Source organism: Micromonospora sp. PRAS1, from assembly GCF_059553435.1.
The window spans coordinates 1-24,736 of the sequence record NZ_JCANNB010000035.1 but is presented as its reverse complement, the minus strand read 5'-3'; the positions used below and the strand labels follow the sequence as shown (position 1 = coordinate 24,736).

Below are 24,736 nucleotides of genomic sequence, written 5' to 3'. Positions count from 1 at the left end.
ACTACTCGAAGACCCGCAGCTTGGCCAGGGCCGCCGCGATGTTCGCCTCGGTGGCGGCCTTCTCCACGCCGAGGCCGCTGAGCACGCCCTCGCCGTTCTCCTGCTCCAGCAGGGCCAGCAGGAGATGCTCGGTGCCGATGTAGTTGTGCCCGAGCCGCAACGCCTCGCGGAAGGTCAGCTCCAGCGCCTTCTTGCCGGCGGCGTCGTACGGGATCAGGTCGGGCACCTCGTCGACCGAGGGCGGTAGCGCGGCGGTGGCCGCCTCCCGCACCGCCTCGGCCGACACCCCGGCGGCGGTCAGCGCCCTCGCGGCCAGCGCCTCCGGCTCGGCGAGCAGGCCGAGCACCAGGTGGGCCGGGGTGATCTGGGCGCTGCCTGCGGTTTTCGCCTCGTTCTGCGAGGCCATCACCACGTTGCGGGCCCGCGGGGTGAACCGCTGGAAGCCCTGCTGCGGGTCCATCGCCGAGCCGACGAAACGCTTCTGCGCGGCCTGCTTGCTCACCCCCATGCTGCGGCCGATCTCGGTCCAGGACGCCCCGGAGCGCCGGGCCTGGTCCACGAAGTGGCCGATCAGATGGTCGGCCACTTCACCGATGTGGTCTGCGACCAACACGGCGTCGGTGAGTTGGTCGAGGGCGTCGGTGTGGGCCTGTTTGATGGTCCGGATCAGATCGTCCAGCCGGACCGGGCTGCTCATCTGCACGGGATCGGTCATGCGTCAACTTTAGGTTGACGCACCCTTGTCGTCAACCCCAGGTTGACGATCACGGGCGGCAACCATCACCGATGATCGCTGTTAACAACCTTGACTAAATCCCGCAAAATCGACAGACTCGGATTTGGAGAGCGCTCTCCCTGCTCGCTGCCCCCATCCCTCGTCGGCGCTTCCGTCCCTCCACCCCCGAGGAGATCCATCGTGTACGCCATCTCCCGCAGCCTCCGGCGGACAGCCGCCGCCGTCGCCGCGGCCCTCGTCACCAGCGCGCTCGTCCTACCGGTGCAGTCCGCACCGGCCGCCGCCGCCATCGGTGGGCTCACCTGGCAGGACGAGTTCAACGCGCCCGCCGGCACGCCGGTCGACCAGTCCAAGTGGCGCTTCGACATCGGCGGCCACGGCTGGGGCAACAACGAACGGCAGTACTACACAAACAGCACAAGCAACGCGGTGCATGACGGGCAGGGCAACCTGGTCATCACCGCCCGCCGGGAGAACCCGGCCAACTACCAGTGCCACTACGGTCGGTGCGAGTACACCTCGGCCCGGCTGCTCACCGCCGCCACCTTCAACCAGGCGTACGGCCGGTTCGAGGCGCGCATCAAGGTCCCCCGGGGTCAGGGCATCTGGCCGGCGTTCTGGATGCTCGGCAACGACTTCGGCAGCGTCGGCTGGCCGGCCTCGGGCGAGATCGACATCATGGAGAACATCGGCCGGGAACCGAACACCGTGCACGGCACCATCCACGGGCCGGGTTACTCAGGTGGCGGTGGGATCACCGGCAGCCGCACCATCGGGCAGCCGCTCGCCGACGCGTTCCACACCTACCGGGTGGACTGGGAGCCGAACATCATCCGCTGGTACCTCGACGGCCAGGAGTTCTTCCGGGTCGACCCGGGCCGGCTCGGCGGCAACCGCTGGGTCTTCGACCATCCCTTCTTCATGATCCTCAACGTCGCGGTCGGTGGCAACTGGCCCGGCTACCCCGACGGCTCGACCCAGTTCCCGCAGCAGATGCTTGTCGACTACGTCCGGGTCCACGGCTACGTGCCGGACGGCAACACCGGCACCACCCGGATCCGGGGTCAGCAGAGCGGCCGGTGCATCGACATCCCCAGCGCGAACCCGGTCGACGGAGCGCCGCTGCGGATCTGGGACTGCAACAACACCGCCGCCCAGGCGTGGACCTTCGCCGCCGACGGCACCGTCCGCGCCATGGGCAAGTGCATGGACCCGGCCTGGGCCGGCACCGCCAACGGCACCGAGGTCAACCTGGTCACCTGCAACGGCAACCCGGCGCAACGCTTCACCCTCAACGCCGCCGGCGACCTGGTGAACCTGAGCGCGAACCGTTGTGTCGACGTACGCGACAACAACCCGAACAACGGTGGCCGGCTGCAACTGTGGGACTGCGCCGGCACCGCCAACCAGAAGTGGTCACGCGCCTGACCGCGCCCGGCACCCGTGCTCCGGGGCTCACCGCCGGCCGGCGGTGAGCCCCGGCGGCCTCCGGGCCGTAAGAGTCGGTGACGGACCCGATGGGTAGTAGCCCGCTGGGGTCACAAGGTGCGGGAGGCGACATGGAGAAGGCTCCGCCAGCGATCGACCTGGACTTCGTGCCGGTGCAGCAGTACGTGTACGACGTACCACCGCCACGGCCGACCAGCCGGCGACGGTGGTGGTGGCTCGCCGCGGCGCTACTGCTGGTCCTGGTGATGGTGGTGGTTGCCAGCTGGACCTGGGTGAGCGTCCGGGGCGACGGCCGCGACGGCCATGTCGTCAGCGCCGCCACCGACCTGCGTGCGGCCACCTTCGTGCTGCTCGACGGCGCCGACGTGATCCGGCTACGCACCGCCGACCTGGGCGAGGAGACCTACCGCGTCGCCACGCCGCGCGACTCCAGCATCCGTCCCACGGTCTCCGTCTCCGACGAGAGCGTGCTGACCAGCCTGCGCGACACCGACCGGGACGGCCCGGCGCTGGTCGAGGTGGTGCTGCACGAGGCGGTGCGCTGGCACGTCCGGCTCGACGGCGGCGCCAAGGAACAGCACCTCGACCTGCGTACGGCCCGACTCGACGGGGTCGAGCTGACCGCCGGCGCGCACCGGATCGAGCTGGACCTCCCGCCGGCCGACGGCACCCTGCGCACCCTGCTCAGCGGCGGGGCGAACCAGGTCATCGTGCGACGGGCCAGCGACGGGCCGGTGCAGGTGCGGGTTGGCGGCGGGGCCGGCTCGGTCACCGTCGACGGCACCGTCCACTCCGGTGTGGCCGGCGGCACCACCTTCACCCCGCCCGAATGGCCGGCGGCGACGGATCGCTACGACATCGACGCGAGCGCGGGGGTCGCCACCCTGACCGTCGATCGCACCGACGCCAGCCGCTGACCACCCCGCCGCGTCCGCCGGCACCGGGCGGCCGGATACGGTACGTCGGGTCCGGCCGGGCGCCGCGGCGAGCACCCTGCGCGCCAGGGCGAACGACCCGGCGTCGAGCGGGTGTGGAAGGGGTGCCGGTGAAGCGGCTGCACGTCGGCTGCGCCATGTGGACGCACAAGGCGTGGCAGGGGCGGCTGCTCGCGCACCCGCTGCCGCCGCAGGAGCGACTGCGGCACTACGCCGGCTGGTGTGACGCGGTCGAGGGCAACACCACCTTCTACGCGACGCCGGCCCGGGAGACGGTGGAATCGTGGGCCCGGCAGACCGACCCGGACTTCCGGTTCGTGGTCAAGCTGCCGAAGGTTGTCACGCACGAGCGCCGGCTCACCGAGGTCGCCGAGCCGATGCGGGTCTTCCTGGACGCGATCGAGCCACTCGGTTCCCGCGCCCACGCCCTCTGGGTCCAACTGCCCGGATCGTTCGGCCCGACCGACGTACCCTCGCTGCTTCGTTTCCTGCGCCGGCTGCCCGGCACCCACCGGCGGGCCGTGGAGGTCCGCCACCCCGCGTTCTTCACCGACCCGCACTGCGCGCGGGAGTTGACGACGGCGCTGGGCGCCGTGGACGCCGAGTGGGTTCCCTTCGACACCACGGCGTTCTTCGCCACGCCGCCGACAAGCGACGCCGAGCGGGACGCCTGGACGAAGAAGCCCCGGCTGCCGCTGCGTGATGTCGCGCTCACCGACCGGCCGATCGTCCGGTACCTCGGCCGCGACGACCCGGAGCGGACCGTGGCGGGCTGGCAGCGCTGGCTCGACGTCACCGCCGGCTGGCTGCGCGAGGGCCGCTCGCCGACCGTCTTCATCCACACCCCGGACAACGCCGACGCACCCACGTTGGCCCGCCGCTTCCACGCCGAGGTACGCGCCCGCGTGCCCGACCTGGCGCCGTTGCCCGAGCCGATCCCGGTCGAGCCCACCACCCTGTTCTGAGCAGCGGTTCAGTAGCCTCCGGCATCGCCTCTGGTAACCCGGTAGCAGCGGCTCAGCCGAGTGTGCCAGCCGAGGAAGCGGTCGAACATGTCCGCCGCACTGCCGGTCACGCTGGGATCGAGTTCATGCAGTTCGTCGAGGGCCACCTGGAGCCAGCCGGCCAGGTAGAGCGAGAGGTTGACCGTGCTGTCGCCGTAGTCGGCCAGCATGGCGATCTTCGCCTGCGTGCAGGGCCACGGATGCCGGCACCGACGGCACAGCCACAGGGGCCGTACCGGCAGATGGTCTCCCAGACCGGACGCGGACAGGTGGACGGGTGGCGGGGGTTTTCCACTCATCGGTGGCCGGACAGTTGGTGCCTCACGCAATAGGAGGCATTCCGGCCACGGCCCGGATAACGAAAATATCCCCCAACTCCGCGAAAAATCGTGGGCGACGGGCCGCCGCGATCAGGCCCCGGGAGTCGCGATCAGGCCCAGGGAGTACGGACGACGAAGGAACTCTCGGCGCCGAACGTGCTCGTGCCGTCGGAGACGTCGATCCAGTACCCGCCGTCGCGATGGCGCACCACCAGAGCCGGGTAGTTGTGCGACTGCAAGGTCACCGAGTTGCCGACCGCCCCTGGACGGGGGCAGAAGGTGGCGTCCTCGCGGAAGAGTCGGGTGCCCTCGTCCGGGCTCAGTCTGAGCCGGAGATTCGAGTGCCGCAGGTAGCGGCCGTCGGCGGCGCGCAGCGTGACGCAGTCGGCGTCGGCGAGCCCCCGGCTGACGGTGAAGGTGGCCCGCTGCCGGACGTCCGGCCCGCTGGCCGCGCGCACCACGCCGGCGGCGGCGAATTCGCCGTCGACGGTCAGGTACCGGCCCTGCGGCTCGACCGACTCCAGCGACCAGGTGCCCAACGGTATGGTGCCCGCCGGCACGGACGACCGCGTCGCCGTCGGCGCGGAACTGGCCGCCGAACTCGGTGCGGGGCTGGGCGGAACGGCGGTCGGGCTGGGCGGGACGGGCCGTTCGACGGGTGGGGTGGGCGCCGCGACGGCGGCCGGCGGCGGGGCGGGTGCCGGGCCGGGCTGGACGGCGACGACCGCGGTACCGGTGACGAGCACCGCGCCGGCGGCGGCGCTCGCCAGCGGATGGGCCGCCACCGCCTGACTGAGCTTGCCGAGCAGGGACACTCCCGGCACGGTTCCGGCGGCGGCGGGGTAGGCGGCAGCCAGCACGGGTGCGCCGGTCGCTGTTCCGGCCAGTACGCCCTTGGCGGCCAGCGCGGCGGTCAGCCCGGCCGGCACCGCCAGCGGTGCGATGCCCAGCAGCAACCGCTCGGCGGCGACCCGCCCCTCGGCCGGGGCCGTGCAGGTCGGGCAGCCGCGGATGTGCCGGGTGATCCGCTTACGCCAGACCGGCGTACGGTGGCCGTCCCAGCCCTGGACCGTGGCGGCCAGTTGCGGGCAGCGCGGCTCGGCGGCCAGCGCGGCGACGATGGTCCGGCCCAGCTCCAGTTGCTCCCGCATCCGTTGCAGGCGCACGCCGACATGGGCGACGGTCAGGTCGGACGCCGCCGCCACCTCGCTGCGGTTCAACCGGCCGGCGCACTCCTGCCACCAGAGCGACAGCAGTGGCCGGTACGCCGGGTCGAGCCAGTGGCTCGCCTCGACCACCTGCCGGCGCTGGTCCGACACGTGCAGCCGGAGGATCGCCTCGTTCTCGACGTTGCCGACGTGCGGAATCTGCTCCTCCGGGTTGACCGCCGTGGCCCGGTGGGCGGCGGTGCGTACCCGTTGCCGGTGGGTGGCGATCTGGCGTAGCGCGATCGCCACCAGCCACGACCGGAAGCTCTCCGGACTGCGCAGGGCGGGCAGGTCGCGAAGCACCCTCAGCAGCGTTTCCTGCACCACGTCGTCGACGTCGGAATGCCCGTCGAGCGCCCGACCGACCACGTTGTACAGCAGCGGCAGGTGCTCGGCGATCAGGGCTTCCCGGGCCGACCGGTCACCTGCCTGCGCCGCGACGACGAGGTGCGCGTGGTGCGCAGTCACCGTCATCCCGCACCGCCTAGGAAAGGGTCCCGCCGAGCACGACGACACCCTACGGCTTCGCGCATCGGGTGACGAGCGCGGCGACCGGTGTGGACTCGGCTGCTCTCCCTCCGTTACAGTTCCGAATATTGTAGCGATCGATACAGAAAGGAGTCGGGCATGACGGGACTCGACGGCAAGGTCGCGCTGGTGACCGGGGGCAGTCGCGGCATCGGTGCGGCGATCGCCGCCCGGCTCGCCACGGACGGTGCCGACGTGGCGATCACCTACCGCGCCGCGGCGGACCGCGCGAAGCGGGTGATCGCGGAGGTGGAGGCGGTCGGCCGGCGTGGTCTGGCCATCGCAGCGGACAGCGCGGACGCCGCGTCGGTCACCGCAGCGGTGGAGCGTACGGTCACCGGGTTGGGGCGGCTGGACATCCTGGTCAACAACGCCGGGATCTTCCCGTACGGGCCGGTCGAGGAGGTCAGCCTCGCCGAACTGGACCACACCCTCGCCGTGCACGTACGCGGGGTCTTCCTCGCCACCCAGGCAGCCGTACGACACATGGGAACGGGTGGACGGGTCATCAGCATCGGCAGTTGTCTCGCCGAGCGGGTGCCGTACGCCGGGGTCAGCCTCTACGCGATGAGCAAGAGCGCCCTGCTCGGCCTGACCCGGGGCCTGGCCCGCGACCTGGGGCCCCGGGGGATCACCGCGACCCTGGTCCATCCCGGCTCCACCGACACCGACATGAACCCGGCCGACGGCGAGGGCGCGGAGCACGAGCGCGCCTTCACCGCCCTCGGGCGGTACGCGGCGACGGCGGAGATCGCGGCGACGGTCAGCCATCTCGCCGGCGAGGGCGGTCGCTACATCACCGGCACCGCCATCGCCGTCGACGGCGGCTTCGCCGCGTGACGATGGGGAGGGGATCCATGGCCTGGCTCGCCCTGGTCCTGGCCGGACTGCTCGAGGTCGTCTGGGCCAGCGCGTTGAAGCACACCGACGGGTTCACCCGCTTCTGGCCCTCGGTGCTGGCGGTCACCACCGCGGCGTCGAGCTTCTTCCTGCTGGCCTGGGCGATGAAGAGTCTCCCGGTTGGCACCTCGTACGCCATCTGGGTCGGCATCGGCGCCGTCGGCGTCATCATCGCCGGGGTGGTCACCATGCAGGAGGACCTCGGCGCCGCCCGGCTCTTCTTCCTCGGGCTGATCGTCGCGGGGATCATCGGGCTGCGGCTGGTGGAAGACTGAGCCACCGAGCCCCAGGGGCGGGAAGGAGATGTGACACCCGGATGGCGAAGCGAGGTCGGCCCCGCGCCTTCGACCGGGCCGTGGCGTTGCGGCGGGCGATGGAGGTCTTCTGGCGCCACGGCTACCAGGGCGCCTCGATGGCCGGGTTGACCGCCGCCATGGGCATCAACGCGCCGAGCCTCTACGCCGCCTTCGGCAGCAAGGAGGCGCTGTTCCGGGAGGCGGTCGACCTCTACAACACCACCGAGGGGCGGGGACCGCAGGCGGCGCTGAACGGTGACGGCACCGCCCGGGACTCGATCGAGGCCATGCTGCGCCACCATGCGCGCAGTTACACCGACCCGGCGAGCCCGACCGGCTGCCTGGTGGTCCTCGCCGGGGCCGGCAACGTGCCCGAGTCCGACGCGGTGGGGCGTTTCCTAGCCGAGTGCCGGGAACGCGACATCGCCGAGGTCCGGCGCAGGATCGTCCGGGGCGTCGACGAGGGCGACCTGCCGGGGAGCGTGGCGCCCGAATCGCTCGCCCGATTCGTCGGGGCGGTCGCGCAGGGCATGGCGGTACAGGCCCGGGATGGAGCCACCGCGGACGAACTCGACGGCATCGTCGACTGGGCCATGGCCGCCTGGGACGGACTGGTTTCCGACCCGATCACGGGACAACGATTTCGGTAGCTCTCGATTACCCTGAGCAAGGTGATCGACGTTGGCGGCGAGCCGTGGCCGGTCCGCATCCGCGGCCCGCACGGGGTTGTCGGCGCCGGCATGGCGGTGCACGAACGCCACGTGTTGACCTGCGCACACGTCATCCGTGACGCGGGCGGGACCACCGGCACCGCGCCCGACGGCCCGGTCGACGTCGACCTCGTCGGTCAACCGGGCACCCCGACGGTCTCGGCCCGGGTCGTGCCCGGCTGCTGGGCCCCGCCCGGCGACGACGGGCGCGGCGACGTCGCGTTGCTCGAGTTGGCGGTGCCGTTGTCGCGCGGCCCGTTCGCACCGCTGCGTCGGGTGCGGCCGTGGGGCCGCCGGGTCGTGGTGTGTGGCTTTCCGGAGACAGTGGAGCACGGCCTGCACGTCCGGGCCAGGCTCGCCGGGCCGGCCGGTGCGGGTCGCGAGTGGGTCCAGATGGATTCGGAGACCACCGGCCCCCAGATCGTCCAGGGCTTCAGCGGCGCGGGGGTGGTCGACGCGACCACCGGTCACGTCGTCGGGATGGTGGTCAGCGCCTACGACAACAGCGACGGCGAGCAGTTCGCCGTCGCCGGCCGGGCCCCGGCCAGCGGGTTGTCCTGGATGATTCCGGTCGAGACGATCCTGCGCTACCTCCCGCCGGCCCGCGCCTGGGTCTCCGGCGAGCCCTCGGTCGACCGCGATTTCCTGCGGCTCGATCACAGTCCGGCGGACCCGTCGATCGTCAGTCGGCTCACTGACTTCTTCGATCAACGGCGGTTCGCCAACGTGCTGATCCTGGTGCTCGGCCATCCGGGTTCCGGCACCGCTGCGGCGGTGCGCCAGGCGGCCATCTCCTCCAGCCGGGAGTTCCGCCCGCCCGCCGGCCCGCCGAACGGCCCGGACGATCGGGCCGCCCTGCTGCCGGTGGGCAGCATCGACCTGGCCGTGGACGTGGCGGGCAAGAGCACCCGGGAGGTGTCCCAGCGGATCGCCGACTGGGCCGGCGTGGCCGACGGCGGCAGCGGCCAGACCTTCGAGACGCCGCCGCAAGCCCTGATCATCAACAACATCGACGAGGCCGACGATCCGGAGAAGTTGCTCTCCACGGTGGTGCTTCCCATGGTGGACCAGGCACCCGCGCGTGGCCTGCGACTGCTGCTGACCTTCCGCAGCGAGTCGGTACCGCTGCGCATCACCCTGCTGGCGCGCCGTGTCGCCAGTCTTCAGGCCACCGAGGAGGCGGCCCACCGCGCGCACCGCAAGGTCGCCGCGCTGGTGGCCGACGCGCCGCCCGCCCCGTCCCGGGCGACCGACCTGCGGGTGCTGCTCACCACGCTGCGGGCCGCCGCCGCAGCCGGTGCGGCTGACTCGCTCGCCACCGACCTGGCCGTGGCCGAGCAGGCGACCGACCGGGCGTTACGCAAGGCCGAGGCGGTGCGGCAACAGCTCGTCACGTTGCGGGAGAGCTGGTCCGAGGTGTCCGGCCGACTCGACGGCTTTCTCGCCCAGGCGATCCGTCACGGCCTCTCCGAGGACCCTCTGCTGAGCCCGATCTACCGTCGGGCGCACGAGTTGCTCCTCGGCGGCGAGTGCGACCTGGTGGCCGCCGACGCGGCGGTGCGGCGATACAGCGAGGCGCTCGTGGACCGGATCACGGGTGATTCGGAGCGGGGTGCGCATTGAGCAGCTGCACCCGGACGATCGGCTGCACCGGCACCGTCGACGCCGGTTACTGCGACCGCTGCGGGCTGTCGCCCGCTCCCCCGGCGTCCCCTTCGGTGCCGGTCGACCGGCCGGAGCAACTGGCGGCGTCCCGGTCAGCCCAGCAGGACAGCTGGCTGGTGGCCAGCCTCGTCTCCCTGCCGGTGCTGACCTTCTCTCCCGGTCAGGCGGCGACGCAGCCGCTGCGGGTGCCGGAGCAGGACCGCTTCTGCGCCAAGGGACATCCGGTCGGTCGGAGCCGGGCCGGCCGACCCGGCCTGGACGAGGGCTTCTGCCCACTCTGCCGCACCCCGTTCCGGTTCCTGCCCGGCCTGGGCCCCGGCGCGGTCGTCGCCGACCGTTACGAGGTGGTGCGCTGCCTGGCCCGGGGTGGCCAGGGCTGGATCTACCTGGCCAGGGACGCCCACCAGGATCACATCGAGGTCGCGCTGAAGGGCGTGCTGCACGCCAACGACGAAATGGCACTCGCGGCTGCCGTCCAGGAGCGACGGTTCCTCAACTCGCTCGATCATCCCAATATCGTCCGGAGCATCGACTTCGCCATCCACGACGACCCGGTCGCCGGTCCGACCGGCTACATCGTGATGGACTACCTCGACGGCATGTCGCTGCGCAGCCTGCTCAAAGCGGCCAAGGACCCACGGCAGCCGGATGTCTCGCTGCCGCTTGACCACATCCTCGCGTACGGCCACGAGATCCTGGCCGCCCTGGATTACCTGCACCGGCGCGGCCTGCTCTACACGGACATGAAGCCGGACAACGTGATGCGTACCGCCGACCGGATAAAGGTGATCGACCTGGGTGGGGTACGCCGCGACGACGGCGGCCACGCCGGGCTCGTCGGTTCCCCCGGCTTCATGGTCGGCAGGGAGGAACTCCAGACCCGGGGGGCGAGCCCGCGCTCCGACCTGTTCGCCCTCGGCCGGACGCTGGCGGAGCTGTTCGCACACCGCACGCCCGGGCCGGACACCCCCGGCGCGGCTGACGACGCGTTGGGCGTCGAGTCGTTCCACCGGCTCGTCGACCGCGCCACGCACCCCGACTGGAATCGCCGGTTCGCCACCGCCCGGGAAATGTCCGAGCAACTGCTGGGGGTGTTACGGGAGATCCTGGCCGGCGCACCGGACCAGCGCCAGGCCGAGCCCATCTCGCTCTTCCAGCCCGCCGCCCGGCTGCTCGACGCGGGCCTCGGGGTGGTCCTGCCACTGCACACCTGGACCGGCGAGCAGGACGGCGCCGTGCTGGATCACGGCTGTCCCGCAGCCCCGGTGGTGGCGCTCGGCCTGCCGGTGCCGCGCCCCGACCCGGACGACCCGGCTGCCGGCGAACTGGGCACGATCGACGCGCCGGACGCGCAGAGCCTGCTCAACAAGCTGGCCACCGTGCCGCAGGAGTCGGTCGAGGTCGCACTGCGCCGGGTCCGGGCCCACCTCGAACTGGACGATCCCCGCTCGGCCGCGGCCGCCCTGGCCGACGCCGAGGCGCTGCTCGGGACGCGGGCGGCGGCCGACTGGCGACTCGCCTGGCACCGGGCGCTGATCGCCCTGACCGAGGACCGGATCGACGAAGCCGCCCGCGAGTTCGACGCGGTCTACGCCGACATCCCGGGGGAGATCGCTCCCAAGCTCGCCCTGGGCTATTGCGCCGAGCGGCTTCGCGACGGCTCGCGAGCGGCCCGCTTCTACGCCGCGGTCTGGCGGCGGGACCCGTTCCAGGCCAGCGCCGCGTTCGGGCTGGCCCGGCTCCGGTTGGCGGCGCTCGACCGGGCCGGCGCCGTCGCCATCCTCGACGAGGTTCCGGCGCTGTCCCGACACCACGACGCCGCGCGGATCGCCGCGGTGCGGGTGCTCTCGTCCCGGCTGGCCGGCGGATCGTCCGCCGCACCCGCGCTGCCCACCGCCGACGACCTGAGCGCGGCCGTGCGCCGGCTGGCAAGCCTGCACCTCGACGGCGGCGAGCGGCACGGCGAGTCCCGCGACCGGCTGACCGCGGCGATCCGGGAGGTCGCGCTCGACCTGATCCGCTCCGGGAAGGCCACCGGCCTGGTCCGGGGCCGGGTGCTCGGCACGCCGCCGACCGAGCGTGGCATCCGCGAGTTGCTGGACCGGTCGTACCGGGCCCTCGCCCAACAGGCCCACCAGGCCGAGGAGCACAACGTGCTAATCGACCGGGCCAATGCGGTACGGCCCCGGACCCGATGGTGAGGACCGATCTGGAGGGGAGCGTGATCAGTGAACGCCGGCTTGGAGTTCAGCCTGGAGGTCAACCAGAACAAGTATCTGCCGGTGGGCGGCACGGCGATGCACGCGATCCTCTCGGTCACCGGGCGACGGGCCACCGACGGGGATGACCAGGCGACCGGGCCGGATCCGTCGCAACTGGCCGAGGTGCTGGTGATCGACTGCTCCGGGTCGATGACGGATCCACCCACGAAGATCGGGGCGGCCCGCCAGGCCACCGCAGCAGCCATCGACGTACTGCCCGACGGGGTCCGGTTCGCCGTGGTCGAGGGGACCGAGCGGGCCCGGGTGGTCTACCCGCCCGAGCCCGGGCTGGCGGTCGCCTCGGCGGCCAGCCGGAAACGGGCCAAGGCGGTCGTCGCCCGGCTCAGCGCCAGCGGCGGGACGGCCATGGGCAGTTGGCTGGCCGCAGCCCGAGACCTGCTGCCCACCGACGCCTCGGCGATCTGTCACGTGCTGCTGCTCACCGACGGCATCAACCAGCACGAGACCCAGGAGGAACTGGAGCGGGTGCTGCAGACCTGCGCCGGCAGGTTCGTCTGCGACCCCCGGGGCATCGGCGACGGATGGCGTCCCCGGGACCTGATCCGCATCGCCACCGTGCTCAACGGCACCGCCGAGGCGGTACGCCGACCGGCCGAGTTGGAGGCGGGTTTCCGGGAGACGATCCGCGCCGCCCTGGCCAAACTGCAACCCGACGTACGGATCCGGGTGCAGACCCTGCCGTACTCCCGGGTGGGCTTCTTCAAGCAGGCCAGACCCGCCCTGATGGATCTCAGCGAGCAGGCGGACGAGGTCGACGAGCGGACGGTGGAGTTCGCCACCGGATCGTGGGGCGCGGAGCGCCGGGACTTCCACCTGCGCCTGGACGTCACGGCGCCGGACGGCATCCTGGACGAGGATCGTCTGGCCGCCCGGGTCGACCTGATGGTCGGTGGGCAGGTGCGGCCCGGCTCCGCCACGGTGCTTGTGAACTGGACCGATGACCTGGTGAAGTCGGCCCGGCTCGACTCCGACGTCTCCCAGGTGACCGGGCAGGAGGGCGTACGCCAGGCCATCAACGCCGGCTGCGACGCGTACGACCGGGGCGACCTGATCGAGGCCCATGCCCAGTGGAGCCGAGCGGTCGAGCTGGCCACCCGGACACGGGACGAGCCGGCGCTCAGGCAACTGCGGTACCTGGTCGATATCGAGCCCGATGGGCTGGTCCGGTTGAAGCAGAATCTCAGCCGGATGGACGTCCACGTCAGCTCCGTCATGTCGAGCCAGACGCTCCACCCCGACCAACCACCACGCCCACCGGCGCAGCACGGGCCGCCGGAGGCACACCGCCTCTGCGGTGACTGTGGTTGGCCGTCGCCATCCGACGCGGAGTACTGCGAGCGTTGCAACGCCGAGTTGGGCACCGTTGATCCGGCCAGGCGGGCGGGGACGTGACGGCGGTCGACACTCCCCGACCGCCGGCCCGGCGCGTCAGCACCACCCGGCGTACCTTGTTGCGCCTGCGGATGGCCCTGCTCGCCAGCACGGTGATCGCCCTGGTCGGCTGCCTGACGGTCTTCCTCGGGGTCGCCCGGACGGCCGACGCGGCGGCGAACCGGTCGGTGCCGGCGATCCTCGCCGTGCACGACGCGCAGCACGCGCTGCGCAGCGCACACGCCGCGGCGGTACGCAACCTCGCCGACGGCGGGACGGTCCTGGGCGGGCCGGGGGTGGAGTACCAGCGCCAGATCGCCGGTGCCGGCCAGTACCTCACCCTGGTGGCCGAGAACAACGCGGCCGGTGACGCCGGCACCCGGGACATCCAGACGATCGAGGCTCTCCTGGTCACGTACACGGGGCTGATCGGGCAGGCCGACGCGCGCTACCGGGACGCCGGCCTGCGGGCGCTCGGCGCCGCCGCGCTGCGCGACGCGACAAGCCTGCTGAACGACATCCTGGCGCTGCTCGACACGTTGCGGGAGAAGCAGTTGGCCGTCCTGGACAAGCAGGTGGAGGCCGGCTGGACGCAGCGCTTCACAGCGGTCGCCTGGCTGTTGCCGGTGCTCATCCTCGGCGCACTGCTGGTGCTGGCACAGGGCTACCTGTCCCGCCGGTTCCGGCGGACGGTGAACGTCCCCCTCCTGCTGGCGACGGCGGCGACGCTGGTGATGGTCTGGCTGACCTCGCTGAGTCTCGGCTCGGCGACACATCTGGATCAGGTCGGGCGGGACATCCAGTCCGTCCACGACAGCCGGCTACAGCAGGTTCAGGAGGTAGGTGCCGAGGCTGCCGAGCGACTCGCCGCCGAAGTGCGCAAGGAGTGCCCGAAGGCGTGCGAGCCGGTCCTCGCGGCGCTCGACGCCGACGCCCAGGCCGCTCCGGCGGGGACACCGGGCGGCTCCGCCGCGCTGGAGGCCGAGACGATGGCCCGCGCCGACCGGGCGGCCGACAGCCGCTCGGTGGAGTTCGTCCTGCCGGTGCTGGCCCTCAGCATCGCGGTGCTGGTACTCGCGGGATTCCAGCCCCGCCTGGCGGAATACGGACATCTGTCGACATGACCAACCGCAGACGTACCTCAGAAACGGCGCTGGCCCTGGTCACGACGCTGCTGGTCGGCGCCGGGCTGGTCGGCTGCTCCGCTGCCGAGCCGGCCGGGCGGGTGACCGTCCTCGGCTCCTGGACGGGCGAGGAGCAGGCCGTCTTCCGCGCGGTGCTCGACGGGTTCGAGGCCGAGACCGGCATCCGTGCCGACTACCAGGGCCACCGGGACGTCAGTCAGGTGCTCCAGGCGGGGATCGAGCGGCAGCGCCCGCCCGATGTGGCGATCGTGCCCCGCCTCAACGACCTGCAACGCTACGTCAACGAGGAGGCGCTGCGCCCGCTGGACGGGATCGCCGAGCTGACCGGGGACCCGGGCGCCGGGCCGCAGTTGATCCGCATCGCCGGCCGGGCCGAACCGGACGGCCGACCGGTCGGCCAGAAACAGGTCTACGCGGTCGCCATCGCCACCCACCTCAAGAGCGTCTTCTGGTACGACCCGTCCCGGCTGGCCGAGATCGGCCATCCCGAGCCGCCGACCAGCTGGGACGAGCTGGTCGCCATCGGCTCCGACGCTCGGGTCTCCTGGTGCCTGGGGATGAGTTCGCCACCGGTAAGCGGCTGGCCCGGTACGGACTGGATCGAGGACATCCTGCTGCACCAGTCCGGTCAGCAGACGTACGAGCAGTGGACCCGGGGCGAGCTGGCCTGGCGCTCCGAGCCGGTCCGCAACGCCTGGCGCGCCTGGGGTGAGCTGTTGCAGACGGTCGCGTCCCGGGACGCGGCGCGGGCCGCGCTCTTCGCCACCTGGCTGGAGGCGGGGGCCGGGCTGTTCAGCTCGCCACCCGGTTGCCACCTGGACCATCAGGGCTCGTTCGTGGTCCGCAACTACCGGTCCCTGCCGGACGTCGAGCCGGGTCGATTCGACTTCTTCCCCATGCCGCCGATCGGATCGTCGGACACCTCGTCACTCCAGGAGGTCTCCGACGATGTGGCCGCGATGTTCCAGGACACCGAGCCGGCCCGGAAGCTGATGGCCTACCTGGCCTCGGAGCGCGCCCAACAGATCTGGCGGCAGTCAAGCGAGGGGCTGTTCTTCAGCCGCCGGGCGCAGCCGGCCACCGACGCCGACCCGGTGATCGGCCGGATCGCGGCCCGACTCGGCACCGGGATGCTCTGCCGCGACGGCTCGGACCTGCTACCGGCCGCCGTGGCCACCGCCTTCGAGCGGGCGGTGCTGGTCTATCTGCACCAGCCCGACCGTCTGGACGCGTTGCTTACCGAACTCGACGCGGTCGCCGGCACGGTTCCGCGCACCGAGTGGATGGACCTGGGCTGCGATCCGGCAGCACCGCCGACGGACGAACAAGGGGCATGAGAGATGAGCCAGCTGCGCCGATTCCAGCTTGATTCCGGTGGCTCGGTGGTGGTCGAGGTCGACGGCAAGCCCGGCGTGACCCAGGCCGGCAACGCGGGCAAGGTCGTCCAGGACGCGCGGGTGACCTTCGACCGGGCCCTGGCGGAGGTACGCGACGCCGCCTCCGTCGCGCTCGCCCAGTTCCAGTCGATGGCCCACCGGCCGGACGAGATCGAGATCAAGTTCGGGGTGCAGTTGACCGCGGACGCGAACGCCGTGATCGCGCGTACCGGGGTCCAGGGCCAGTTCGAGGTGACCGTGCGGTGGCAGCGGTCCCCGGCCACGCCCAGCCCGTGACGAGGAACACCCGTCAAACCCGTCGGTAGGTCGGTAAACCGGCGGCGCACTGTCGGTGGCGGTGATTAATCTGCCTGGGCGCCACGCCACCACCGGCACCGATCCCCGGTCACATCCGACTTCAGGAGACCTCGTGACACAGCAACCCGTCGCGGCACCGCCGCCGGTCGCGACATCGAACAAGCTCGACGCCGCCGTGCTCAAGGTGGCCGGCGTCGTGGTGCTCGGCGCGATCATGTCGATCCTCGACGTGACGGTGGTCAGCGTCGCCCTGCCGACATTCCAGAGCGAGTTCGACGCCTCGTACGCCCGCGTCGCCTGGACGATGACCGGCTACACGCTGGCGCTGGCCACGGTGATCCCGATAAGTGGTTGGGCCGCCGACCGGTTCGGCACGAAACGCCTCTACATGATTGCGCTGGCGCTCTTCACAATCGGCTCCGGCCTCTGCGCCACCGCCGACACGATCGGGCAGCTCATCACGTACCGGGTCCTCCAGGGTCTCGGTGGCGGCATGCTCATGCCGATCGGCATGACGATCATGACCAGGGCGGCCGGCCCGCACCGGATCGGCCGACTGATGGCCGTCCTCGGCATTCCGATGCTGCTCGGCCCGATCAGCGGTCCGATCCTCGGTGGCTGGCTGATCGACGTGGCGAGCTGGCACTGGATCTTCCTGATCAACCTGCCGATCGGCATCGTCGCGCTGGTCTACGCGCAACTGGCCCTGCCGAAGGACAGCCCCGAGCCGTCCGAGTCGTTCGACTTCGTCGGCATGCTGATGCTCTCCCCCGGCCTCGCCCTGTTCCTCTACGGCGTCTCCACGCTGCCCGAGACGGGCACCTTCGCCGACGCTGAGGTCTGGGGCCCGATGCTTGTCGGCGCGGCGCTGGTGGTGGCGTTCGTCCGCTACTCGTTCAAGCCCCAGCACCCGCTGCTCGATCTGCGGCTGTTCCGCAACCGCAGGCTGACCGTCGCGGCGGTGACCATGTTCGTCTTCATCATCGCGTTCATGGGCGCCGGCCTGCTCTTCCCTAGCTACTTCCTCCAGGTGCACGGCGAGTCGACGCTGCACGCCGGTCTGCTGATCGCGCCGCAGGGCATCGGCGCGATGCTCACCATGCCGATCGCGGGCGTGCTGGCCGACAAGGTGCCGGTGGGCCGCACCGTGCCCTTCGCGCTGCTGCTGATCGTCGCCGGCATGTTCACCTTCACCCAGGTCGACGCGAACACCTCGTACCTGCTGCTCTGCGGCTCGCTCTTCGTGATGGGCCTGGGCATGGGCGGCACCATGATGCCGATCATGACCTCGGCGCTGAAGACCCTCACCGGTCACGAGGTGGCTCGCGGCACCACCCTGCTGAACATCCTTCAGCAGATCGGCGGCTCGGTCGGTGCCGCGGTGATGTCGGTGATCCTGACCAACGAGCTGAACGGCTCGCCGAAGATCCCCGGCGTGACCGGCCCGAACGGTGAGCCGGTCAGCGAGGCCGGGCTGGCCATCGCTGCCCAGCAGCAACCCGAACTCGCCCAGCAACTCCCCGACCCGTCGCTTATCGAGCGCGGGCTCGACTTCGCCGCCAGCTCGTTCGCCACCACGTTCTGGGTGGCCTTCGGCCTGGTCCTGCTCACGCTCATCCCGGCCGCGTTCCTGCCGCGTCGGCGGGAACGCTCGCACCTGCTGGACGACCAGCCCGGGGGAAGCCCCGGCGAGCAGCCGAAGACCCCGGTCATCGTCCACTGATCCCCGGTCGTCGGGGCCGGCCGGACACACCGTCCACCGGCCCCCTCGTCCCCGGGTGACGCCTCATCCCCGGGGTGATCCGCGCCCGTCAGGCGGGAGCTATCCCGCCCGCGCTGAAGGTGAGGTCCGGAAACCCGTACCGCGCCCGCATGGTGGCGGCCAACTCCGCGCTGACCTGGCCGACCATGACCTCGACCCCGGATCCGTCGGCGCGCGGCGTCACCGCCGCGACGGCAACCCCTTCCCCACGCCAGTACGCGAGGTCCGTCCCGATGCGCTCCGCGACCTCGTGCAGGAGCACGCGAGGGTGTCGTGCGTCGGCGAAGGTGAGCCGGAACTCCGGATGCCGATCACGTAGTCCGGCGTCGAACTCGTTCACCCCTGCGACGGGCACCCGGTGCACCACGAACCCCGCCCCCGCCACGCTCAGCCCGGCGTACGAATCGGTGGGATAGCTCCGCTCGGCGTCGCGGATCAACAGTTCTCGTGCTGGTTCAGCGACGCTTGTCGTCGGAGCGGCCAGCAGCTCCCGAGACTGGGTCGACGCCCGGTCCGCCGGCTGCCCGGCGCACCCGGCGGCCACGGCCAGGACGCCGGCCGCCACCAGAATCAACCGTCTCGTACGCATGGCAGAGTTCAGCGTACCCGCGACTGGGTTGGAGCGGCTCGATGTCGGATGATCGCCTGAGACACCTGGCTGGCCAACGGGAGCGATGGTCGTCGGGACGCTGATTTCAGAGTGAAATCAATATTTCAGTGTGAAATCACGCCAGTTCAGAGTGTGCTTCTGGCCGGGCAACAGCTCATCGAACCTCGGCCAGGAGGCAGCATCCCAGCCGTAGGCGGCGGTGAAGTCAGCGAAGGCCCCGGGGTCCGACTGATCGGCGGCGAGCGATCGGTACGGCAACTCCACGGTTACGCCGGGCGCGGTACGCACCACGGTTCGACCCGGACATCGGATTTCGGGCAGCCGGAGGCACGCCCGCGCAACCTCGACAGGCACGCCCGCGCAACCTCGACAGGCGTGCACGCGCCACCTCGACTCGCTTTCGTCGTACGTCAGACCATTTACGGCTGTCTTGCGGGCCTGTTAACAGCAGAGTATGTTAACGCTCACATCGATCCCCTCGGATGCCCTTGATGGCCTCTGTATGGGGAGGTCACACCGCTGTCGCCTCTGGTCGAGCGCACGACCGCAGCCAGAAAGGTCACCACCATGCCGTTAACCCGACGACAGTTCACCCTGGGCGCGCTCGCCACCGGCGCGCTCACCACGACCGGGCTGGCGATCAGCCCCGGGTCCGCCTCCGCGGCGACCAACACGGCGTACCTGAACGTCTACTTCACCGAGACGCCGAACCAGTCCGCCTCCAACTACGGCCTGCACCTCGCGGTCAGCCGCGACGGTCTCAACTGGAGCCCGCTGAACCAGAACAACCCCGTCGTCACCCCGACCCAGGGTGACCTCGGCCTGCGCGACCCGTACATCTACCGCAAGCAGGACGGCACCTTCGTCGTCATCGCCACCGACCTGCGCGGGCTCAACTTCGGCCGCAACAGCCAGTACCTGCACGTGTGGGACTCGACGGACCTGTCCAGCTTCACCGGGTACCGCCTGCTCCGGATGCACACCTACAGCAACGTGCACACCTGGGCCCCTACGGTCTTCTGGGACGCCGCACGCAGCCAGTACGGCATCGTCTACTCGTCGAACACCACCACCGACCTGTTCCTGATCAACTACACCAGCGACTTCCGCACGGTGAGCGCGCCGCAGACCTACTTCAGCCCCGGATTCCCGGTGCTCGACGCCGACATCCGGGTCAGCGGCGGCGTGACGTACATGGTCTACAAGAACCTCGCCGACGGGAACCTGTACGTCTCCCGGTCCAACACCGGAGCGCCGAACAGCTTCACCACCTACACCAGTGGGCTGCGGCAGGGTACCGCCATCGAGGGCGCGCACCTGGTGCCGCGCAACGACGGCAGCGGCTGGTGGCTCTGGGGTGACTCGTTCGGCCCCATCAACAACGACATGTACCTCTGGTCCAACAGCAACGTCGGCACCAACTCGTGGGTGGTGGCGAACCAGCGCGACTACACCCCGCCGCTGAACTCCAAGCACGGCTCGATCGTCGGGATCACCGACGCCGAGTACAACAACGCGGTCAACCGGTGGGGCCTGCCGAACTGGGTCCGGTTGAAGTCCTCGAACTTCCCCGACTACTTCGTCCGGCACAGCAACAGCGCCATCCGGATCGACCCGTACCCGTTCGACCCGCACCAGGACCAGCTGTGGCGGATGGTGCCGGGCCTGGCCGACTCCGCCGCGGTCTCCTTCGAGTCGGTGAACCGCCCCGGCAACTACATCCGGCACAGCGGTTACGTCGCGCAGCTCGCCGCCAACGACGGCAGCGCCACCTTCCGCGCCGACGCCACGTTCTACCGCACCGCCGGCCTGGCCGACAGCTCGTGGTCGTCGTTCCGGTCGTACAACTTCCCCGACCGGTACCTGCGGCACGCCGGCTACGTCCTGCGCATCGACCAGCTCAGCGCGAGTTCCGCCGCGTCCGACCGCCAGGACGCGACCTTCCGCGTCACCTCGTAGTTACCAGTGCCGGGTCCACCCGGCGCCCGCTGGCAGGCCCCGTTCCGGGGCCTGCCAGCCTGCCAGGAATCGAGGAGCAATGGGCTCATTGTCCCCTGGAAGACTGTCCCGTCGGAACCTGCTCGCCGCCGCCGCCCTGGGCACCGCCGCCACCACGCTACCGCTGCCGACCGGCCTGCTGGCGCCGGCGGCCGCGGCCACACCGCAGAGCATCCTGGAGAACCTGGTCAACCTGCGGTTCGGCATGTTCCTGCACTTCAACATGGGTACGTTCACCGACGAGGAGTGGGCCACCCCCCGCCAGGACCCGACCCGGTTCGCCCCCAGCACCGTCAACTGCGGCCAGTGGGCCGACGCCGCGGTCTCGGCGAAGATGCGGTACGGCGTACTGACCGCCAAGCATCACGACGGGTTCTGCCTGTGGCCGACCGCGTACACCAACTACAACGTGATGAACAGTTCCTACCGGCAGGACATCGTGGCGCAGTACGTCAACGCGTTCCGTGCCCGTGGCCTGCGAGTCGGTCTGTACTACTCGATCTGGGACCGCAGCTACGACGTGCAGGCGTACGACACCCATCACAGCGTGCCGGCCGACCAGTTCATCGTGCCCGGCGACATCACCTTCATCCTCAATCAGCTGCGCGAACTGCTTACCAACTACGGCCCCATCGACATCCTGTTCACCGACGGGTGGACCTGGCAGATGGGCCAGCAGGACGTGCCGTACCAGCAGGTCCGCAACCTGGTGCGGTCGCTGCAACCGGACTGCGCGATGATCGACATCGGTGGGCTGACCCAGCCTATGATCGGCGACGCGATCTTCTTCGAGGAGCCGCTGGGCGTCCGGGCACCGGCGGGCAACACCTACGCGGCGTTGCAGGGGCAGACGATAAGCAACGGCTGGTTCTGGCACCCGTCGACGCCCGTCAACAACCCGATGAGCCTGTCGTCGATCCTGGAGCACCTGGCCGACCTGGAGCCCAAGTACACCTCGTTCATCCTCAACTGCCCGCCCAACCGCAACGGGGTGCTGGACACCAACATCGTGAACCGGCTCGCCGAGGTCGGCCGGGCCTGGAACCCGAACCCGAACCGCCCGCCGCTGCCACCCCAGCCACTGCGCGCCGAGTACCCGGTCACCCCGGTCAACGCGTACGCGACGAGCTTCCGCGCGGGCGAGGGGCCGCTGAACGCCATCGACGGACACCACAACGTGTGGTACCAGTCGTGCTGGTCGACCTACGGCGGACCGGCCCTGCCACAGTCGATCACGATCGACCTCGGCGGAGTGTGGAGCAACATCTCCACGCTTGAGTATCTGCCCAGGCAGTTGAGCCGCGGCAGCAGCGGCAACGGCGACATCACCTCGTACACCATCTTCACCAGCACCGACGGGGTCACCTTCAGCCAGGCCACCAGCGGCAGCTGGGCCGGCGACGTCAACTACAAGGTGGCCGAGTGGTCCCCCCGCAACGCCGGTTTCGTGCGGCTTCAAATCAACGCCGCCACCGGCGGCTACGCCAACGTCAGCGAACTGCGCATCGGGGGTCGCACCGCCAGGCCGGCCCTGGTCTCCCGGCTGCCGATCACCACCGGTAGCTACCGGATCGTCGCCCGGCACAGCGGTGGCACCGTCGACGTGTCGGGGGTGGGCACGGCAGACGGCACCAACATCCACCAGTGGCAGTGGGCCGGCGCCAACAACCAGAGGTGGACCTTCGAGTCCACAGGTGACGGGTACTTCGAGGTCCGCGGCGTGCACAGCGGCAAGCTGATGGAGGTCGCGGGGCTTTCCCGGGACGACAACGGCAACGTCGCGCTCTGGGCCGACGCCAACGTCCCCCAGCAGCACTGGGCGATCACACCGGTGGGCGGCGGCTACTACCTGTTCACCAATCGGCTCAGTGGTAGGGCCCTCACCGTCGCCGGTGGCAGCACCGCCAACGGTGCCAACATCACCCAGCTCACCTACAGCGGTCTTCCGCAGCAGCAGTGGCAGCTCATCCCCTCGTAGCGAACGAAGCATCGCCCAACCCGCCCGCGCCGCGATTGTCGTACCGAGCGGCGATGTGGCGGCCCTCGATTTCCTACATCCCTCCGAGTAACGACGAGGTGAGACAGCAACCATGAACAGATCCTTCGCGACCCCCCGCACCGGTCGGGGCCTACTCGCCCTGTTGCTGGGTGTCTGCGCCGCCCTGGTGGCGGTGCTGCCGGCCGAACCCGCCAAGGCCGACAACCCGATCGTCCAGCACATCTACACCGCCGACCCGGCACCGCTGGTGCACAACGGCCGGGTCTACGTCTACACCGGCCGGGACGAGGACGGTTCGACGTACTTCACCATGCGCGAGTGGCGGGTCTTCTCCTCCTCGGACATGGTGAACTGGACCGACCACGGCGTGCCGATGAACCTGGCCACGTTCAGCTGGGCCAGCGCGGACGCCTGGGCCGGCCACGTCATCGAACGCAACGGCCAGTTCTACTGGTACGTGCCGGTGAAGAACCGGGCGACCGGTCGGATGGCCATCGGGGTGGGCGTGTCCAGCAGCCCCACCGGTCCGTTCCGGGACGCCCTGGGCCGGCCCCTGCTGGAGAACGCCGAGATCGACCCGCACGCGTTCATCGACGACGACGGCCAGGCGTACCTCTACTGGGGCAACCCCAACCTGTGGTACGTCCGCCTGAACAGCGACATGATCTCGTACTCGGGCGGCCTGACCCAGATCCCGCTGACCACCGCCGGCTTCGGCACCCGCACCGGCAACCCCAGCCGGCCCACCCTCTACGAAGAGGGGCCCTGGGTCTACAAGCGCAACGGCACGTACTACATGATCTGGGCCGCGGAGTGCTGCGGCGAGTACATCGCCTACTCCACCGCTCCCGGGCCCACCGGCCCGTGGACCTTCCGCGGCACCGTGATGCCCCGGCAGGGCAGCAGCTTCACCAACCATCCCGGCATCATCGATTTCGCCGGCGGATCGTACTTCTTCTATCACAACGGCGCGCTTCCCGGCGGCGGCGGCTTCACCCGCTCGGTGGCGGTGGAGAAGTTCACCTATCGAGCCGACGGCACGATCCCGTCGATGAACATGACCACCGCCGGTGCCCCGCAGGTCGGCACCCTCAACCCGTACGTGCGGCAGGAAGCCGAGACGATCGCCTGGGGTTCCGGCATCGAGACCGAGCGCGCCAGCAGTGGCAGCATGAACGTCTGGTCGATCGACAACGGCGACTACATCAAGGTTAAGGGCGTCGGCTTCGGGACCGGCGCGTCCTCCTTCACCGCGCGGGTGGCCTCGGCCGCCGCCGGCGGCAACATCGAGGTACGCCTGGACAGCGCGACCGGTCCGCTGGTCGGCACCTGTCGGGTGTCGGGTACCGGCGGCTGGCAGAACTGGGTCGACACCTCCTGCCCGATCAGCGGGGCGAGCGGCACCCGTGACCTGTACCTGCGCTTCACCGGCGGCTCGGGCAACCTGTTCAACTTCGACTGGTGGCAGTTCAGCAGCGGCGGCACGCCGACGCCGTCGTCGTACCGGATCATCAACCGCAACAGCGGTCAGGTGATCGACGTGCAGTCACCAAACATGAACGACCTGGCCGTGATCGGGCAGTGGACCAGCAACGGCAACCCCTGGCAGCAGTGGCGCTTCCTCGACGCCGGCAACGGCAACGTCCGCCTGCAGAGCGTCAACAGCGGCAAGTGCATCGACATCATGAACTTCTCGACCGCGGACGGGGCCCAGGTCATCCAGTACAGCTGCCACGACGGTCTCAACCAGGTCTTCACCTGGCGGTCGGCCGGCAACGGCTACTACAACCTGGTCAACGTCAACAGCAACAAGTGCCTGAACGTGGTCGGCGGCTCGACCACCGCCGGGGCTGCGCTGGAGCAGCGCACGTGCACCACCGCGAACAGCATGCAGTGGTCGCGCGCCTGAACAACCCACACCATGCCGACGCCACCACCAGACGCCGGCAACCGGCAAGGCCGCGCGGGCGGTGCCCGCGCGGCCTCGATTGAAGGAGTTGATCCATGAAGGTCGAGGAAGAGGCCCGTCCCGCCTCTCCAGGAAGACGTCGCTGGTCGTCCGGGCTCGCCGCCGTGACGGCAGCGGTCGTCGCGGCCGGCGGCTTCGCCGTCGTGACCGCGACG

21 protein-coding genes are annotated in these 24,736 nt (G+C 70.6%); 16 read left to right on the top strand and 5 right to left on the bottom strand.

The annotated features are described in order from the left end of the window. Position 1: 1 nt before the first annotated feature. Positions 2-715 (bottom strand): Clp protease N-terminal domain-containing protein, encoded by a 714-nt coding sequence (locus tag AC507J_RS25690; protein ID WP_496291856.1) that lies wholly within the window; start codon positions 713-715, stop codon positions 2-4. A 201-nt stretch (positions 716-916) separates the two neighbouring features. Between AC507J_RS25690 and AC507J_RS25685 the strand changes: the two genes are divergently transcribed. The 3 genes from AC507J_RS25685 (at position 917) to AC507J_RS25675 (ending at position 4,085) form a co-directional block, all read left to right on the top strand. Further along, positions 917-2,164 (top strand): ricin-type beta-trefoil lectin domain protein, encoded by a 1,248-nt coding sequence (locus tag AC507J_RS25685; RefSeq protein ID WP_496291854.1) that lies wholly within the window; start codon positions 917-919, stop codon positions 2,162-2,164. A gap of 131 nt (positions 2,165-2,295) precedes the next feature. Continuing rightward, positions 2,296-3,102, top strand: coding sequence for a hypothetical protein (locus AC507J_RS25680; RefSeq protein ID WP_496291852.1), 807 nt, complete (start codon positions 2,296-2,298; stop codon positions 3,100-3,102). 128 nt (positions 3,103-3,230) lie between these two features. After that, positions 3,231-4,085 carry a DUF72 domain-containing protein gene (locus AC507J_RS25675; RefSeq protein ID WP_496291850.1) on the top strand — a complete coding sequence of 285 codons (855 nt, stop codon included), beginning with the start codon at positions 3,231-3,233 and terminating at the stop codon, positions 4,083-4,085. 8 nt (positions 4,086-4,093) lie between these two features. On the opposite strand, the gene AC507J_RS25670 is transcribed toward AC507J_RS25675, so the two are convergent. Continuing rightward, complete coding sequence (locus AC507J_RS25670; RefSeq protein WP_496291848.1) at positions 4,094-4,423, bottom strand: hypothetical protein; 330 nt, start codon at positions 4,421-4,423, stop codon at positions 4,094-4,096. A gap of 131 nt (positions 4,424-4,554) precedes the next feature. Next, positions 4,555-6,126 (bottom strand): sigma-70 family RNA polymerase sigma factor, encoded by a 1,572-nt coding sequence (locus tag AC507J_RS25665; RefSeq protein ID WP_496291846.1) that lies wholly within the window; start codon positions 6,124-6,126, stop codon positions 4,555-4,557. Between the two features lie 153 nt (positions 6,127-6,279). Here AC507J_RS25665 and AC507J_RS25660 point away from each other — a divergent pair, with 153 nt between their 5' ends. The 10 genes from AC507J_RS25660 to AC507J_RS25615 all read left to right on the top strand — a co-directional run bounded on the left by AC507J_RS25660 (position 6,280) and on the right by AC507J_RS25615 (position 17,966). Beyond that, positions 6,280-7,020, top strand: coding sequence for an SDR family NAD(P)-dependent oxidoreductase (locus tag AC507J_RS25660; protein WP_496291844.1), 741 nt, complete (start codon positions 6,280-6,282; stop codon positions 7,018-7,020). 17 nt (positions 7,021-7,037) lie between these two features. Then, positions 7,038-7,355: a quaternary ammonium compound efflux SMR transporter SugE gene (gene sugE / locus AC507J_RS25655; RefSeq protein WP_496291842.1), complete on the top strand. Its 318-nt coding sequence runs from the start codon at positions 7,038-7,040 to the stop codon at positions 7,353-7,355. Positions 7,356-7,396: 41 nt separating this feature from the next. Next, the gene (locus AC507J_RS25650; protein ID WP_496291840.1) at positions 7,397-8,026 is read left to right on the top strand and encodes a TetR/AcrR family transcriptional regulator; all 630 of its coding nucleotides are present in this window, start codon (positions 7,397-7,399) and stop codon (positions 8,024-8,026) included. 21 nt (positions 8,027-8,047) lie between these two features. Continuing rightward, entirely contained in the window at positions 8,048-9,709 is a 1,662-nt protein-coding gene (locus AC507J_RS25645) for a S1 family peptidase (protein WP_496291838.1), read from the top strand. Further along, complete coding sequence (locus AC507J_RS25640; RefSeq protein WP_496291836.1) at positions 9,706-11,952, top strand: serine/threonine-protein kinase; 2,247 nt, start codon at positions 9,706-9,708, stop codon at positions 11,950-11,952. Before AC507J_RS25645 ends, AC507J_RS25640 begins: the two co-directional genes overlap by 4 nt. A 27-nt stretch (positions 11,953-11,979) precedes the next feature. Next, on the top strand, positions 11,980-13,425 hold the full coding sequence (locus AC507J_RS25635) for a VWA domain-containing protein (RefSeq protein ID WP_496291834.1): 1,446 nt from the start codon (positions 11,980-11,982) through the stop codon (positions 13,423-13,425). Further along, a complete protein-coding gene (locus tag AC507J_RS25630; protein WP_496291832.1) occupies positions 13,422-14,528 on the top strand; it encodes a GlnX family signal transduction membrane protein in 1,107 nt (368 codons plus the stop codon). The genes AC507J_RS25635 and AC507J_RS25630 overlap by 4 nt, the downstream gene beginning before the upstream one ends. Continuing rightward, positions 14,525-15,886, top strand: coding sequence for an ABC transporter substrate-binding protein (locus tag AC507J_RS25625; RefSeq protein WP_496291830.1), 1,362 nt, complete (start codon positions 14,525-14,527; stop codon positions 15,884-15,886). The genes AC507J_RS25630 and AC507J_RS25625 overlap by 4 nt, the downstream gene beginning before the upstream one ends. Positions 15,887-15,889: 3 nt before the next feature. Continuing rightward, a complete protein-coding gene (locus AC507J_RS25620) occupies positions 15,890-16,222 on the top strand; it encodes a CU044_2847 family protein (RefSeq protein ID WP_496291828.1) in 333 nt (110 codons plus the stop codon). Between the two features lie 133 nt (positions 16,223-16,355). Next, positions 16,356-17,966, top strand: a complete 1,611-nt coding sequence (locus AC507J_RS25615) for a DHA2 family efflux MFS transporter permease subunit (protein WP_496291826.1) — start codon at positions 16,356-16,358, stop codon at positions 17,964-17,966. Positions 17,967-18,054: 88 nt separating this feature from the next. Here the strand turns inward: AC507J_RS25615 and AC507J_RS25610 are convergent, their stop codons facing one another. Both AC507J_RS25610 and AC507J_RS25605 read right to left on the bottom strand, forming a co-directional pair. Further along, a complete protein-coding gene (locus AC507J_RS25610) occupies positions 18,055-18,594 on the bottom strand; it encodes a hypothetical protein (protein WP_496291824.1) in 540 nt (179 codons plus the stop codon). Positions 18,595-18,711: 117 nt separating this feature from the next. Further along, entirely contained in the window at positions 18,712-18,906 is a 195-nt protein-coding gene (locus AC507J_RS25605) for a hypothetical protein (protein ID WP_496291822.1), read from the bottom strand. Between the two features lie 276 nt (positions 18,907-19,182). Between AC507J_RS25605 and AC507J_RS25600 the strand changes: the two genes are divergently transcribed. The 3 genes from AC507J_RS25600 to AC507J_RS25590 all read left to right on the top strand — a co-directional run bounded on the left by AC507J_RS25600 (position 19,183) and on the right by AC507J_RS25590 (position 24,521). Then, positions 19,183-20,574, top strand: coding sequence for a glycoside hydrolase family 43 protein (locus AC507J_RS25600; RefSeq protein WP_496291820.1), 1,392 nt, complete (start codon positions 19,183-19,185; stop codon positions 20,572-20,574). An 88-nt stretch (positions 20,575-20,662) separates the two neighbouring features. Next, on the top strand, positions 20,663-22,591 hold the full coding sequence (locus tag AC507J_RS25595) for an alpha-L-fucosidase (RefSeq protein WP_496291818.1): 1,929 nt from the start codon (positions 20,663-20,665) through the stop codon (positions 22,589-22,591). A 112-nt stretch (positions 22,592-22,703) separates the two neighbouring features. Continuing rightward, entirely contained in the window at positions 22,704-24,521 is a 1,818-nt protein-coding gene (locus tag AC507J_RS25590; RefSeq protein WP_496291816.1) for a family 43 glycosylhydrolase, read from the top strand. Positions 24,522-24,736 lie beyond the last annotated feature (215 nt).

Excerpts from the sequence above, each read along its gene's own strand:
- AC507J_RS25690 (WP_496291856.1), bottom strand. The coding sequence starts at position 715 with ATGACCGATCCCGTGCAGATGAGCAGCCCGGTCCGGCTGGACGATCTG.
- AC507J_RS25680 (WP_496291852.1), top strand. The coding sequence starts at position 2,296 with ATGGAGAAGGCTCCGCCAGCGATCGACCTGGACTTCGTGCCGGTGCAG.
- AC507J_RS25670 (WP_496291848.1), bottom strand. The coding sequence starts at position 4,423 with ATGAGTGGAAAACCCCCGCCACCCGTCCACCTGTCCGCGTCCGGTCTG.
- AC507J_RS25665 (WP_496291846.1), bottom strand. The coding sequence starts at position 6,126 with ATGACGGTGACTGCGCACCACGCGCACCTCGTCGTCGCGGCGCAGGCA.
- AC507J_RS25660 (WP_496291844.1), top strand. The coding sequence starts at position 6,280 with ATGACGGGACTCGACGGCAAGGTCGCGCTGGTGACCGGGGGCAGTCGC.
- sugE (WP_496291842.1), top strand. The coding sequence starts at position 7,038 with ATGGCCTGGCTCGCCCTGGTCCTGGCCGGACTGCTCGAGGTCGTCTGG.
- AC507J_RS25650 (WP_496291840.1), top strand. The coding sequence starts at position 7,397 with ATGGCGAAGCGAGGTCGGCCCCGCGCCTTCGACCGGGCCGTGGCGTTG.
- AC507J_RS25625 (WP_496291830.1), top strand. The coding sequence starts at position 14,525 with ATGACCAACCGCAGACGTACCTCAGAAACGGCGCTGGCCCTGGTCACG.
- AC507J_RS25620 (WP_496291828.1), top strand. The coding sequence starts at position 15,890 with ATGAGCCAGCTGCGCCGATTCCAGCTTGATTCCGGTGGCTCGGTGGTG.
- AC507J_RS25610 (WP_496291824.1), bottom strand. The coding sequence starts at position 18,594 with ATGCGTACGAGACGGTTGATTCTGGTGGCGGCCGGCGTCCTGGCCGTG.
- AC507J_RS25600 (WP_496291820.1), top strand. The coding sequence starts at position 19,183 with ATGCCGTTAACCCGACGACAGTTCACCCTGGGCGCGCTCGCCACCGGC.
- AC507J_RS25590 (WP_496291816.1), top strand. The coding sequence starts at position 22,704 with ATGAACAGATCCTTCGCGACCCCCCGCACCGGTCGGGGCCTACTCGCC.